10 protein-coding genes, 1 tRNA gene and 1 pseudogene are annotated in these 12,502 nt (G+C 53.9%); 7 read left to right on the top strand and 5 right to left on the bottom strand.

Features of this window, described 5'->3' with window-relative positions:
• Positions 1-11: 11 nt before the first annotated feature.
• From ACR0J8_RS04985 to ACR0J8_RS05010, 6 genes are all read left to right on the top strand, one after another.
• The gene (locus ACR0J8_RS04985) at positions 12-1,898 is read left to right on the top strand and encodes a PhoX family protein (protein ID WP_480522319.1); all 1,887 of its coding nucleotides are present in this window, start codon (positions 12-14) and stop codon (positions 1,896-1,898) included.
• A 250-nt stretch (positions 1,899-2,148) separates the two neighbouring features.
• Positions 2,149-2,445: a virulence factor gene (locus ACR0J8_RS04990; protein WP_321252861.1), complete on the top strand. Its 297-nt coding sequence runs from the start codon at positions 2,149-2,151 to the stop codon at positions 2,443-2,445.
• A 27-nt stretch (positions 2,446-2,472) separates the two neighbouring features.
• Positions 2,473-3,399, top strand: coding sequence for a methylenetetrahydrofolate reductase (locus tag ACR0J8_RS04995; RefSeq protein ID WP_480522318.1), 927 nt, complete (start codon positions 2,473-2,475; stop codon positions 3,397-3,399).
• A gap of 9 nt (positions 3,400-3,408) precedes the next feature.
• Positions 3,409-4,470: a methyltetrahydrofolate cobalamin methyltransferase gene (locus tag ACR0J8_RS05000; RefSeq protein WP_170614975.1), complete on the top strand. Its 1,062-nt coding sequence runs from the start codon at positions 3,409-3,411 to the stop codon at positions 4,468-4,470.
• 125 nt (positions 4,471-4,595) lie between these two features.
• Positions 4,596-5,423, top strand: coding sequence for a polyphosphate kinase 2 family protein (locus ACR0J8_RS05005; protein ID WP_480522317.1), 828 nt, complete (start codon positions 4,596-4,598; stop codon positions 5,421-5,423).
• A 49-nt stretch (positions 5,424-5,472) separates the two neighbouring features.
• A tRNA-Gly gene (locus tag ACR0J8_RS05010) sits at positions 5,473-5,546 on the top strand.
• A 345-nt stretch (positions 5,547-5,891) separates the two neighbouring features.
• On the opposite strand, the gene ACR0J8_RS05015 is transcribed toward ACR0J8_RS05010, so the two are convergent.
• The 5 genes from ACR0J8_RS05015 to ACR0J8_RS05035 form a co-directional block, all read right to left on the bottom strand.
• The gene (locus ACR0J8_RS05015) at positions 5,892-6,326 is read right to left on the bottom strand and encodes a hypothetical protein (protein ID WP_480522316.1); all 435 of its coding nucleotides are present in this window, start codon (positions 6,324-6,326) and stop codon (positions 5,892-5,894) included.
• A 4-nt stretch (positions 6,327-6,330) separates the two neighbouring features.
• A complete protein-coding gene (locus ACR0J8_RS05020) occupies positions 6,331-8,382 on the bottom strand; it encodes a glycosyltransferase (protein ID WP_480522315.1) in 2,052 nt (683 codons plus the stop codon).
• Complete coding sequence (locus ACR0J8_RS05025) at positions 8,379-9,503, bottom strand: hypothetical protein (RefSeq protein WP_480522314.1); 1,125 nt, start codon at positions 9,501-9,503, stop codon at positions 8,379-8,381. The genes ACR0J8_RS05020 and ACR0J8_RS05025 overlap by 4 nt, the downstream gene beginning before the upstream one ends.
• Positions 9,466-9,789 carry a hypothetical protein gene (locus ACR0J8_RS05030; RefSeq protein WP_480522313.1) on the bottom strand — a complete coding sequence of 108 codons (324 nt, stop codon included), beginning with the start codon at positions 9,787-9,789 and terminating at the stop codon, positions 9,466-9,468. Before ACR0J8_RS05030 ends, ACR0J8_RS05025 begins: the two co-directional genes overlap by 38 nt.
• A gap of 69 nt (positions 9,790-9,858) precedes the next feature.
• Positions 9,859-11,916 (bottom strand): hypothetical protein, encoded by a 2,058-nt coding sequence (locus tag ACR0J8_RS05035; protein ID WP_480522312.1) that lies wholly within the window; start codon positions 11,914-11,916, stop codon positions 9,859-9,861.
• Between the two features lie 504 nt (positions 11,917-12,420).
• Between ACR0J8_RS05035 and ACR0J8_RS05040 the strand changes: the two are divergent.
• Positions 12,421-12,502, top strand: a pseudogene (locus ACR0J8_RS05040) (IS5/IS1182 family transposase); the annotation flags it as partial.

Raw genomic sequence — 12,502 nt, forward strand, 5'->3', positions numbered from 1 at the left:
CGGAGTCTGCCATGAAAGACGAGCGCACCCTTTCTTTTGACGAGTATGATGAACTCATAAACCCACGCCCTGAGGAATGTGATTTTGACCGCGTCGTCGAACGCGCCGTGTCGCGCCGTGGATTTATGGGAAGTGTTCTGGCGATGGGCAGCTTTGCTGCGGTTGGGGGCTCGATTCTGCCGACAGGCGCGCGGGCCGCTGCCAACCGTTTCTCATTCGAAGCGATCCCTGTATCCACAGCGGACGATGTCGTGGTGCCTGCCGGTTACAAGGCAGAGGTCATGGTGCGCTGGGGCGATCCGCTGTGGTCGGATGCGCCCGAGTTTGATCACGCCACGCGCGGCACTGGTGCAAGTCAGGAACGCGCCTTCGGCGACAATACCGACGGACAGGATGTATTCTTCCATGATGGACACGTGCTGTTGGTGGTGAACAATGAATACACCAATCGCGATATCATTTGGGGCAACAACCCTGACGCCAAGCCGGCATCTGACGATGACGTGGCCAAAGGCATGATGGCACATGGTGTCACCGTTGTTGAGATTGCCAACACCGACGGCAAGTGGGGCATTGTCAAGGACAGCCCGTATAACCGCCGAGTCACTCCGCAGACCGACATGACCATCACCGGACCCGCCGCTGGTCATGACCTGATGAAAACCGAAGCCGATCCATCGGGCACGGCTTGCAAAGGAACATGGAACAACTGCGGCAACGGGATGACACCGTGGGGCACCTATCTGGCCTGCGAAGAGAACTTCAACGGCTATTTCTCGGCCGAAGATGAAAACCACGAAACCAGTGCCGAGCTTAAGCGTTACGGCGTGTCCGCTAAAGATTGGGGTTACGGTTGGGCAAAAATCGACGACCGGTTCGATGTCGCAAAGAACCCCAACGAACCAAACCGCGCAGGTTATGTCGTTGAAATCGATCCGAGAGATCCCAACTCGACCCCACGTAAGCTGACCGCCCTGGGCCGTTTCAAACACGAAAACGCTGACACCGTGGTCAACAACGATGGTCGCATCGTAGTTTACATGGGCGATGACGAACGTGGCGAGTTCCTGTATCGCTTTGTATCCGACGGCGTCTATGCAGCCGGAGTAGATACCAATGCGCTGCTTGAAAACGGGACGCTCTCGGTTGCTAAGTTCAACGACGACGGTACTGGCGAGTGGCTGGAGCTGACGCCCGAGACCACCGGGCTGGCTTCACAGGCCGAGGTCAGTATTCACACGCGCCTGGGTGCCTCGGCGGTGGGCGCAACCACGATGGACCGCCCGGAATGGGTCGCCTCGAACCCGAATGCGCCGGAGGTTTACTGCTGCCTGACCAACAACAAGAACCGAGGCGTCAAACCGAATGCTGGGGGCGACGACACATCCGCCAATGGCCCGAACCCGCGGGACAAAAACAACTATGGTCAGATCGTTCGCTGGCGTCCGGATGGCGGGGACCACACCGCCGCTGGATTTGGCTGGGATCTGTATGTTCTGGCGGGCAACCCCACGGTGCACAGTGACGCTTATGCCGGATCCGGCAACGTGAACGCCGATAACATGTTCAACTCGCCCGATGGCCTCAAGTTTGACAGCAATGGCCTGCTTTGGATCCAGACTGACGGCAATTACGGCAACAACGGTGACTTTGCAGGCCATGGCAACAACCAGATGCTGGCAGGGGACCCGGTGACAGGTGAGATCCGCCGCTTTCTGGTTGGCCCCAATGAATGCGAGGTCACCGGTCTGAGCTGGTCTCCGGATCGCCGAACCATGTTTGTCGGCATTCAGCACCCGGGTGAGGATGGAAACAGCCACTGGCCCGAAGGCGGTGACTCGGTGCCGCGTTCGGCGATCATCGCCATCACGCGCGAGGACGGTGGCCTGGTCGGTTAAGCCCCGCTTCTGAGTTGAATCATTCCCCGGACGGCAGGTGTGGTCCGGGGAATTTCTGTTTATGTGCCGTTTTCATCGAGAACTTGAGAATTTTGAGGTGCGCGCAGAGCACCGAAACGGGTTAGAACCCGCGGTATCCCGTTGTGGGCCGAAAAGGTCGCTTGAAAAGCGTTGTGTGTCGAAAACCGACCGACCCGAGCCCATATTGAAGTTTAGAACCGGTCCATCTGGTAAGGAGGAATCAAAGGCGATGCCTGACGTCACAATCGTTTTTTGGCGCGACATCCCCGCTCAGGTCATCGTTGGCAAAGGCCGGCGTGGTGCCAAGCGGCAGTTGGAGGAGCGGTTCGAGCAAGCCATTGACCGGGCTGCGATGAAGGTAAATGCCAAGGACAGTGATGCCTACCTGGCCGAATGGCGCAAGGCCGACCCGTTCGAGGTCGAGGGTGATCCGGCAGAAATCGCCGAAGCCCAGGCCGTACGCCTTGAAACGGAATACGATCAGGACCGCATCAAGGCCCTGATCGCCAACGACGGTTGGGCATAGGCCCGGTTTTTACAAAGGGAGGCCTCAATGGCTTTGCTGAATTTCAAGAAACGTGATGTGGCCGAGAAGGCCCCGGTGAATCCGACCGTCGAAGCCTTTCTGCAAGGTTATTCGATCGAGGTGATGCCTCGCACCGCCGAGAAGGTCGAGGATTTCCGCGCGTTGCTGCCCGAAGGCACCCGCGTCTACATCGCCCATATCGAGGGCACACCGATCGAAGACATGGTCCAGACCGCCAAGCGGATTGCGGCCGAGGGGTACCCGGTGATGCCGCACTTCCCGGCGCGCATCATCAAGGATGCCGCGACGCTTGAGAACTGGATTTCGATGTACCAGGGCGAAGCAGGGGTCGATCAGGCGCTGATGCTGGCCGGTGGTGTTGCCAAGCCGCATGGCGAATTCGACAGCTCGATGCAGCTGCTGGAAACTGGCCTGTTCGACAAGGCGGGCTTCAAACGTCTGCATGTTGCCGGCCACCCCGAGGGTAACAAGGACATCGACCCGGACGGTTCGACCAAGAATGTCGACGACGCGCTGCGCTGGAAACAGAAGTTCAGTGAAACCACCGACGCGGAGATGGCGCTGGCAACCCAATTCGCCTTTGACGCCAAGCCGATCATCGCATGGGCCGACGGTCTGAAAGCGGCGGGCATTGATCTGCCGATCCACATTGGTATCGCTGGACCAGCCAAGTTGCAGACGCTGATCAAATTCGCGATTGCCTGTGGTGTCGGCCCGTCTCTGAAGGTTCTGCAGAAGCGTGCCATGGATGTCTCCAAGCTTCTGCTGCCCTATGAGCCGACCGATGTTGTAACCGAGCTGGCCAACCACAAGGCCGCCAACCCTGACTTCAACATCACCAACGTACATTTCTTCCCGCTTGGTGGTATCAAAACCAACGCCAACTGGGCAATCGACAACGGCGGTGCTTCGGCGCAGCCTGTAAACTCCTAAGGAACGGACATGACCCGTACAGTCGTAGAATCAAAAACAAAAACCGCCGTTCTGGGCTTTGACGAACCGTTTTGTGTGATCGGTGAGCGGATCAACCCTACCGGCCGCAAGAAACTGGCCGCTGAATTGGAAGCGGGGGACTTCTCGACCGTTGAGAAAGACGCCATCGCTCAGGTTGCTGCAGGCGCGACCGTTCTGGATATCAACGCAGGCGTTGTCTACAACTCGAATCCCAACCCGAACGAGACCGAGCCGCCGCTGATGCGCAAGATCGTCGAACTGGTGCAGGGTCTGGTCGAAGTGCCGCTGTGCATCGACTCGTCGGTTCCCGGAGCCTTGGAAGCCGGTCTTGAGGCAGCTCAGGGCCGCCCGCTGCTGAACTCGGTCACTGGCGAAGAAGAGCGTCTGGAACTGGTTCTGCCGCTGGTCAAGAAATATAACGTTCCGGTTGTTGCGATCTCGAATGATGACACCGGCATCTCGGAAGACCCTGATGTCCGTTTCGAAGTGGCCAAGAAGATTGTTGAGCGCGCCGCCGATTTCGGCATCCCTGCGCATGACATCGTCGTCGACCCGTTGGTCATGCCCATCGGTGCGATGGCTACGGCTGGTCAGCAGGTGTTCGCCCTGGTCCGTCGCCTGCGCGAGGAACTGGGCGTGAACACCACTTGCGGTGCGTCCAATATCTCGTTCGGTCTGCCGAACCGCCACGGCATCAACAACGCGTTCCTGCCGATGGCAATGGGCGCTGGCATGACTTCGGCGATCATGAACCCGGTCGCGCTGCCGGTGACGCAGAAGAAGATCGCAGAGAAGAAAGAGCAGGTCACTGCGGCTGGAATCATCCTGCCTGAGGGCATGGATGATGAGGCCTTTGTTCAGATGTTCGGTCTGGGCTCGACCAAGCCACGCGCTGGTAAGGAAATGGAGGCCATTCGTGCTGCCAACCTGCTGACCAACAATGACGCGCATGGCGGAGAGTGGATCCGGTTCAACAAAGACCCGGAAGAAGCCGGTGCAGCCGGTGCTGCAGGTGGCCGTCGCGGTGGTGGCCGTCGTCGCCGCGCCTGAACCGTTTCGACTTTTTTCAAAAGGCCGGGTTCTCCACCCGGCCTTTTCTTTTTGATATTGATCAATGCTGTTTTTCCATGCTGCCGCAGAATATCGTAATCGGAACGCTGCGATCAGGTGATTTCATGACCAAACATATTCCACCAAAACTGTCCGATGCGGACCTCAGCAAGAGACTGACCAAAAAGGAGTATTTCGAGCGGCTTGAGGGGCTTCAGGCGCAGCTTGCAAAGATACAGCAGGCTTTTTTGTTCCACGACCTGAAAGGCGTGATTGTGTTCGAAGGCTGGGACGCCGCAGGGAAGGGCGGAACCATTCGTCGGATCAGTCAGGCGCTGGACCCGCGCAGCTTCAAGGTCTGGCCGATCGGAGCGCCCCGAAACTACTATCTCAACCGGCACTACCTGCTTCGGTTTTGGGAACGTCTGCCACCTTCGGGCGCAATTTCCGCATTTGATCGAAGCTGGTATGGCAGGGTCCTGGTTGAACGGATCGAGGAGCTTACACCTGAAAAACGCTGGCGCGAAGCATATCAGGAGATCAACGATTTCGAACGCATGTTGGTGGATGACGGGACCCGGATTGTGAAGCTGTTCTTTCACATTTCAGAGGATGAGCAGATGCAACGTTTCACCCAACGGCTGACAAACCCGTTGAAACGCTGGAAACTGACCTATGAAGATTTCCGTAATCGTGAGAAGTGGGAGATAACCGAGGTCGCCGTGAATGAAATGTTGGCCAAAACCTCGACGCTGAAAGCGCCGTGGCATGTGATCCCCGCGAACAACAAGAAATACGCAAGAATCAATGCTATGAACGTCATTTTTAAGGCGTTTGCAGAAGATGTTGATCTGAACCCGCAACACCTTGACCGGCAAACACTGGACGCGGCGGGCAAGGCATTAGACGTAGATCAATCGCTGATTGAAAGCCTGCGTGCCCGGACCGAGTAACGATCCTGCTTGATCCCGATCCGGCGACGATGCTATGCCAGCCAAAGAGGCGGGTATGGTGAAAAGGTATCACACGAGCTTCCCAAGCTCTTGTTACGGGTTCAATTCCCGTTACCCGCTCCAAGAAAATACTCTAAGCGTCTATAAAATATTAATAAAGTGCGCCTTCACTGCGCAAATTTTGAGTTTTGATAAACGCGGATTATGCAGCGTTATCTTCGATCAGATTCTCTGGTTCTTCAATTTGACCGTGTCTGCGCCGCTGACCTGTGGCCTTCAACCAGCTACCTCTTTTGGCCCGATTGATCGAGTGCCGCAATAAACCTGGTCGTCAAATAGGCACAGTGACACCAATCTTTGGCGCTTTGAACCAGCCTGACGATCCTGTTTTGGAGGTAGTCTCGGAAGCCCTTTGAATTTCTGCACCAGATGTTCAGATCAGGAACATCGGCATGTTTTCAACACTGCCTAACTCAATCTGGCAACGTCGTGACCGTCGATAACAATAGCAAAGTTCCAGAATTTCCCGACCTCTGCCTCAGCTGACCGTGCCGCTGTTTCCTCGTCAGGGATGCGTTCAATTCGAAAACCAAACTGTTCGAGCCCGCAAAAATCAACTCGGCTCAGAATAATCGGAACCACATTTCTTTCGATTGCTGCGGCGGCGAGTAATCTTGCAACAGTATATGGAGACTTCGAAGGCTCAACGATCCTGACGCCAATATATGTGTGGTCCTCAACTTCGCGTTCCCAAAGTGCGGTTGACGGAAGTAAGTCCATATCGGGGAACAGAACTTTTCCAAATTGCCGCGTTCCTCGATCTCGAAGGATAACGTCATCCAAATTAGCCGGTTGTTCCGGCGTGAAGGTGTTGACTATCTTGTACCAGTTGTTTTCAGCCATTTTTTCAGCTCGTCGCTATGATTTCAGCAGCTGCGGACACACCGGATTCAGGCAGCTCTATTTGTTGCAGTGTTGTACGAAAGTCTTCCGCGCCCCCGTCATCCAGACAAACCTGTACCGTTCGTTCCAGCTTCATGAATTCCGCTTCCGTAATGGTTGCGCAAAGATTGCGGTCAGATAGTGCTCTTGCGCGTCGTTCCTGGTCGTCCAAATAAGGCGCAGACTGTGGGATAAGTATTGCGGGAATCTTGTGGTAGAGGATCTCGTGGACCGAATTGTACCCGGCGGCAGATATTACCAAGTCGGCGGATAGACATAGCTTTGTAGCCTCTAAAGTATTAACCACCTTTGAATTTTTCCAACCAAACGCGGCTGCCTGAACCGCGCTACCAGGCCAGGTTACGACCAGGTGAAGGCAGTCTGCGCGGCACTCAAGCATTCCTGAGATTGCTTGCAGTTGAGCGGACCTGTCAGAGGCAACTCCTCCGCCTAACATGCTGACAATCAGCAGTTTAAAGTCGCGATCAAACCGCTCGGCCAGGCGCGCACGTAGGTTTTCGGAGTCCTCGGGCGATTGATCTACCTGGCGAAAAACTGGCCCTATGTTGTGAACATGTTCACCGTAACTGTAAGCGTCGTTAAGCTCCTCAAAAGCCTCTGACGGCACGATGACCCGGTCGAAAATACCCTCGCGACGAAGCATGGTATGACGTGACCGACCTTTGGGCCAAAGGCCACGGCGAATCCAGATTGCGGATAATCTGTGTTCCCGGATTACGCGATTGACGGAATCGAACACATAGCCACCGTCAAAAACGAACCGGTCGCCTTCTTGTAATGCGGCGTTCAGACGCCGGTAAGTCAGGATGTCATTCGCGTTGGAACTGTCGTTTACGTCTGACCGGGCGACCAGCGGTATACAGTCGATCCCTTCGCGTCGAACCATAGGAACACAACTTGGGAAGGCCGCAAACACCGGGGACATGTGTTTTGGCAAAGCCTTGGCGATCACAGTGCACCGCTGCGCATGACCCAACCCAACTCCGTTAGTTGGCAAAAACAAGGTTCTCGGCGACGTCCGTTTGGGTGGTCGCGGTTTGGCGCTAAGCCCCGCGGCGGTCTCGAGCCGGGATATATCTACTGTCCGCGGCCACGGAGACTTTCGTGTTTGTTCAGCGATGTGTGGTGTATTCCCGATAATTTTGCCGATCAGGTATCCATCCAAAGCAAAAAGCGTCTTGGGTCCAAGTAACGCCGGCGCTCCGGACGATATCAAAACCTCGTCTTCGGTGCAGTCGATCACGACGCCACCGGCTGCAATCACTTCAAGCGCAAGCTCGGCCATCCGGTCGCCTGCGATGCCATTCCCAAACATCGCGAGGATATCCGTTGAATTTGCGAGGGTTAGAGGCGAAAGATCAGTATAAAGAACTCTGGGGAGATCGTTGAATTTTGACGCCTTTAGGAACTCATTCTGCGCACCGCTCACAACCAGCTTAAAGCCATAGCTGCCCTGATTGCTCATCCGGGACAGACAGGACAACGTTTCAGAGTCGTCCAACTCCAAGGATCCCAACACGACGGTTACGTTCGCCAATTCACCAATTGGCCGGGTGATCGGTCGGGTTTCAGTTACCAGGGGGCTGATAGCTGAAGGTGAAATGGAACGCGGCTGAAGGTCCGATAGATCAATGACAGTTGCTTCGCGCCCCAGTGCAAACGCGAGACGGGCTTTTGCACTAATGTAGCTTTGCTGAGTACTGAACCGGCCAGTTGCGATTACCGGAACATCCGTCCCAAGTTGCTTTTGTCGCAATGAGGCAAGCAGCCGGTCATCTACTTCTTCCGCGCCGAGGATAAACACGGCTTCAGCTTCGAGTTCTTCGGTATCGGCGAGAAGTGTCGCAGCCTCGTAGTGTCTTCCGCGCCCTGCATCCTCAGGAAAATAGGTTGCGTCGATGCAAACATCGAAACCACGCTTTCGGAGTTTCAGAGCAAAAATCAATTGTGCGTCAAAAGACCGAACTGAAAGTGTACCCGCTTCAACAAAAATCATGTCAGCGCCTCTCTGTCCGCGGTCAGAATGGCGCCCAATCGCTCTTTGAATTTGTGGCCTGAGTAGCGCTCAAGCAGCGGCTGTGCCTCAGCAACTTTTTCATGATACCGGTTGGGGGACGAAATCAGGTCAGAAATGATCCGGTCCACATCCCCGGGGCTACAGGGGATTACGGCATTTCCGAATGTCTTTGCCGTTTCCGGATCCGTCAAGACGACCTTGCCGGCTGCGATAGCCTCCGCAATTACGCGCCCGAAACTCTCTCGCCAAGTCGGCGCTGTAAAGTAGACAAAAAAATCTATCATCTCAAAAAAATCTTCCAGACTGATCGCGTCAAATGGAAACAAAGTCCAATGCGGACGAACGATGTCCGTGTCCATCAACGCGTTCGCACCAAGAATGACATTGGACTTCGCGTGTTTGGGAAAACACAAATCAAGATCAGCGACAGATGGAAACTTTTCGAAGCCAGGCCGCGAATGTCGACCGCGTCGGTCCTCTGGCTTTTCGCATGGTTCGTCTTTGTCACTGAAAAAGATGTTGAACCAGTCATCTTCCAGGACATTCCAATGGCCGCCCTTACGAAATTTGGACAACCAGCCTGTAACGGTCTCACGGTTATACGCCGAAATTGGCGCAAGCGTTTTCCTAAGCGCGAGGGTCGACAAGTCTATCTGATCCAGGCAGTTTGAAACGTCGAAGCCTTCTTCGCCGCCCGGCCGCAAGAAGTTTTCGTGGGTTACAACGATTATTTCCTGCGCATAAATCTCTGCGCTCAAAGAGTTTTGAAACTTCAGGAAAGACGGATTGTGCAAGATAACAAAATCAGCGCTTATCCGGGGGGCGTCCCAAACCACTGGGATACGAAGCTCGTCCAACACTCGCTGCAGCACCGGCGCGACATGCTGACTGCTGCCAAACATCTTTGAGGTTCTGGCATGCACCACCAGATCAGCGAACTCGGCGGCCACACGCAGTTCGGCAGCGACAGCCATGGAAGTGCCACCTAAAAAGCGGGGCTCAATAACATATGCTATCTTCACTTTCTTAGGATATCGAATGTTTGGAAATTGCGTCATAATTTCAGTGCAGGGAAGAAGCGGCAAGCGCAGCGCTGCCAACTTGTGAAACCTCTGCACTGTTTGCGGCATTGCCAGCAAAGCCGTAATCCACCTGTCCCCGTGAAACGGTGTCAAAAAAACTGCGCAACTCAAGTGATAATTCGTCATCACCCAATAGCAAGTCTGGGTTCTTTTGAAGATAATCCCACAAAGCCTGGATGTTATTCTCGGACAAAAACTGATCTATCGTCAGCAAATGCTCCAATGTAATTTCGGCACGCACATGCTGGGACGGCAGTAAGAACAATAGGGCAGTTACTATCGCAACAAGTTTAGAGTTAGGCATCTTAAACCCCGATCTCCGATTGTTAACCTACATCGTTTTTGCCTCTTACAGCCAGAAACTGGCCGGTATTCATTGGTCTGTTGCCGTTTTTAGTTTGCTTAAAACCTGCCTTTTTAGCTGATCGACTTGATCTGTCGCAGAAGCGCTGCGACGAACCTTTTTTACTTTGGGTTTCGTCGCATTATTGCCGGCCAACCATAATTCCACGACGCCGTTTTGCGTTTTGGACTTAGAGCCCGTGAAATCGCGCAACAAAGCACCGGCATCTTCTGCAAGCGCTGTTGCCTGAGCGGCATCTTCCTTGTGATAGAACCGGACGTTGGATTGTTTAACCCCAAAGCCAACACGCGCTGTTCCACTTAACTCATGACCTGCCGCTACGAGGTTATTGACCACTGAGTTCACTGTCCGTGCGCCAAGGCTGTTTGGTATAAACAGCTTAAATTCTGCGCCGCCGCTGCTGGCAATCACTTCCGCTGATTCAGTGTCCTCGCGCGGCTTTGCTGCGCCATCTGTCGTCTCAGACGACGTTAAAGGTGGTTCCAATTTGTCTTGCAATCTGACCACTGATTTTGGCGACACTTCTTCTGTTCTTGGTAAGGGGGCTTTTGAAAGCTCTCTTAGATCAATTCCTGTTCGATCATTTGAATCAGGCGCGTCCGGCGGACTTACCTTGCCTGGAATGACGAGATTCAATTTCGGTAGATTATCAAGGCTGTTCAGGGCAAATTCCGTTTCGCTTGGCGCAGACCGAAACGCCACAGCTTGTTTCAGCGTAGAAGGCTGGTCTTCGGCATAGACCAATGAAACCAGCTCGAATGAAATCTCGGGAGCGCTTGAGCCTGGATCAGTCGCATTTGCGACAACAGCTTTCAAACTGTCGAAGATCGCAGGAACATCAGGCAAAACGATCGACGTTCTGAAATGCAAAAACGCTTGCGCTATTTGATCGTGAGACCAAGCAGAATTCGGGAAGGCACTTTGTGGATTCTGTGTGGCGGGAGGCCCGGTTGGCCGCTTTGGCGTCTCAAGGGTCAGCAGATCCGGACGAAGCGAAGGAGCGACCGGCGGTAGCATTGGTTCGAACAACTTGGGATCAAGCGGCATCTCTTTCATAAGGGGTATAGCAGACGCGACTATGCTTGAGCTTTCTGCCGTTGCCAAAATTTTCCCGAAGGAAGTCGAATTCGGCGAAGTATCCGGCTGCATCAACGACCGAACCACCTGACTTGGCGGAGATTTTGGCCCCTCTATTTGCGAACTATTTGATTGCGTAGAACTCTTTTCCGGCAGTGTGGTGGTCTGGGGAGTATTTGTATCCAAACTGCTGGAAGAGAATGGTTTTTCTCCACTATTTGATTCCCACCGGGCCAATGCAAACATTGTCGAAAATGAAAATACGACTCCAATTCCACACCCGATGGCTACTGACGCAAATCTGCCTCTGAGCGGTTGTTGTTGTTTGGGCCAGCGGAAACTTAGCTTTCTGCGAATGTTTTCAGCGGCATCTTCGACCGGCTGGTCTGCACTTGAGGGCGAGCGAACACGACTCTCAAGTTCAACACTCGTTCTGTCGACTTTGGCGGGAACGTCTCCAACCGGAAACAAACGTTCAAGGCCCCTGTTTCTTTCTGATCTTGCACCATACAAAGACGCAATACTGGGCGCAAGCTGTTGATGTCTTTCTCGAACGGATCCAGTTGAGCCTGTTTTCTGTTGTCGGGATTCAGAAGGAGCGGCAGTTGCTCTTCCAGCACCATTGCTAACTTGCTCACTACCACCGACGTCCGACTCACCAGGGGCATGCTTCTCGGCCTCAGCCGAGTGACGCGCAAGCACCGCCTGTCTTCGCCTGCGCGCTTCTTCCAGCCTGTCCCACAAGTGCTGTGGTCTGGATTCATTCACCCTTTTGGTTGAGCGATCCTTTCCCGGTTGATCAAGTTCGCGGTCCGGATTTTCCTTGCGGTTCCGACCAAGATCCGCAAGTTTTTTCTTCCGCTGTTTCCGCGCGTTTTCAATCTTCTGCTGCCATTCTTCTGACTGCAGAAAATCATGAATCTGTGACGCGTCATCACCGCCATCACCCGCAACTTCAGGTAGCGTACTTGTGTCGCCAACCTTTGACATAAGCAACCCCCAAAACGGTCATTGCGCTATGCTCTACATTATTGAAACAAGAGCAAAAAAAGACGTTTGGCACAGTCTCTAATTATCTAACAAAACACGAGAAGAGATTATAAAAAATGCTGATCAAAGACAAGTAAGCAGCCGGGAATCGCCGCAAACTTCTTTGATGAACGGTTCTGGAGCTTGAAGAACAGCCGCAAACTGTCAGTTTTCCGCTTGCTTTTGTCCGTTCTTTTGGAGCCATTAACTCATGCCCAACAGTTTTGTTCGCTGCAACACCATACGCCTTCGGTAGATCGCCTTGTTGGCGGTCTCATGCCCACTGAGCCATATCGGCCTTAGGCGGTGTGAACATGGCGAGGGTGCAGTATGCTATTCCCGCACTTTCTGATATTCGCAATCTTGTGGTTCCTTATCGTTGGACACCATTAAGCGTGCTAGGGTCAGGACCCATTGATTTCCGCGTGGCTGCGTGAGTCACGGTTCGAAAATCGGGCGGTGACCATGTCTGATCTTTTTTGGCTGACGGATGCGCAGATGGCGCGTCTTGAGCCTTTCTTCCCCAAGTCCCACGGCAAACAACGCG

The sequence above is a fragment of the Ruegeria sp. N11 genome, assembly GCF_056531525.1.

Excerpts from the sequence above, each read along its gene's own strand:
- ACR0J8_RS05035 (WP_480522312.1), bottom strand. The coding sequence starts at position 11,916 with ATGTCAAAGGTTGGCGACACAAGTACGCTACCTGAAGTTGCGGGTGAT.
- ACR0J8_RS05020 (WP_480522315.1), bottom strand. The coding sequence starts at position 8,382 with ATGATTTTTGTTGAAGCGGGTACACTTTCAGTTCGGTCTTTTGACGCA.
- ACR0J8_RS05000 (WP_170614975.1), top strand. The coding sequence starts at position 3,409 with ATGACCCGTACAGTCGTAGAATCAAAAACAAAAACCGCCGTTCTGGGC.
- ACR0J8_RS04985 (WP_480522319.1), top strand. The coding sequence starts at position 12 with ATGAAAGACGAGCGCACCCTTTCTTTTGACGAGTATGATGAACTCATA.
- ACR0J8_RS05030 (WP_480522313.1), bottom strand. The coding sequence starts at position 9,789 with ATGCCTAACTCTAAACTTGTTGCGATAGTAACTGCCCTATTGTTCTTA.
- ACR0J8_RS05005 (WP_480522317.1), top strand. The coding sequence starts at position 4,596 with ATGACCAAACATATTCCACCAAAACTGTCCGATGCGGACCTCAGCAAG.
- ACR0J8_RS04995 (WP_480522318.1), top strand. The coding sequence starts at position 2,473 with ATGGCTTTGCTGAATTTCAAGAAACGTGATGTGGCCGAGAAGGCCCCG.
- ACR0J8_RS04990 (WP_321252861.1), top strand. The coding sequence starts at position 2,149 with ATGCCTGACGTCACAATCGTTTTTTGGCGCGACATCCCCGCTCAGGTC.
- ACR0J8_RS05015 (WP_480522316.1), bottom strand. The coding sequence starts at position 6,326 with ATGGCTGAAAACAACTGGTACAAGATAGTCAACACCTTCACGCCGGAA.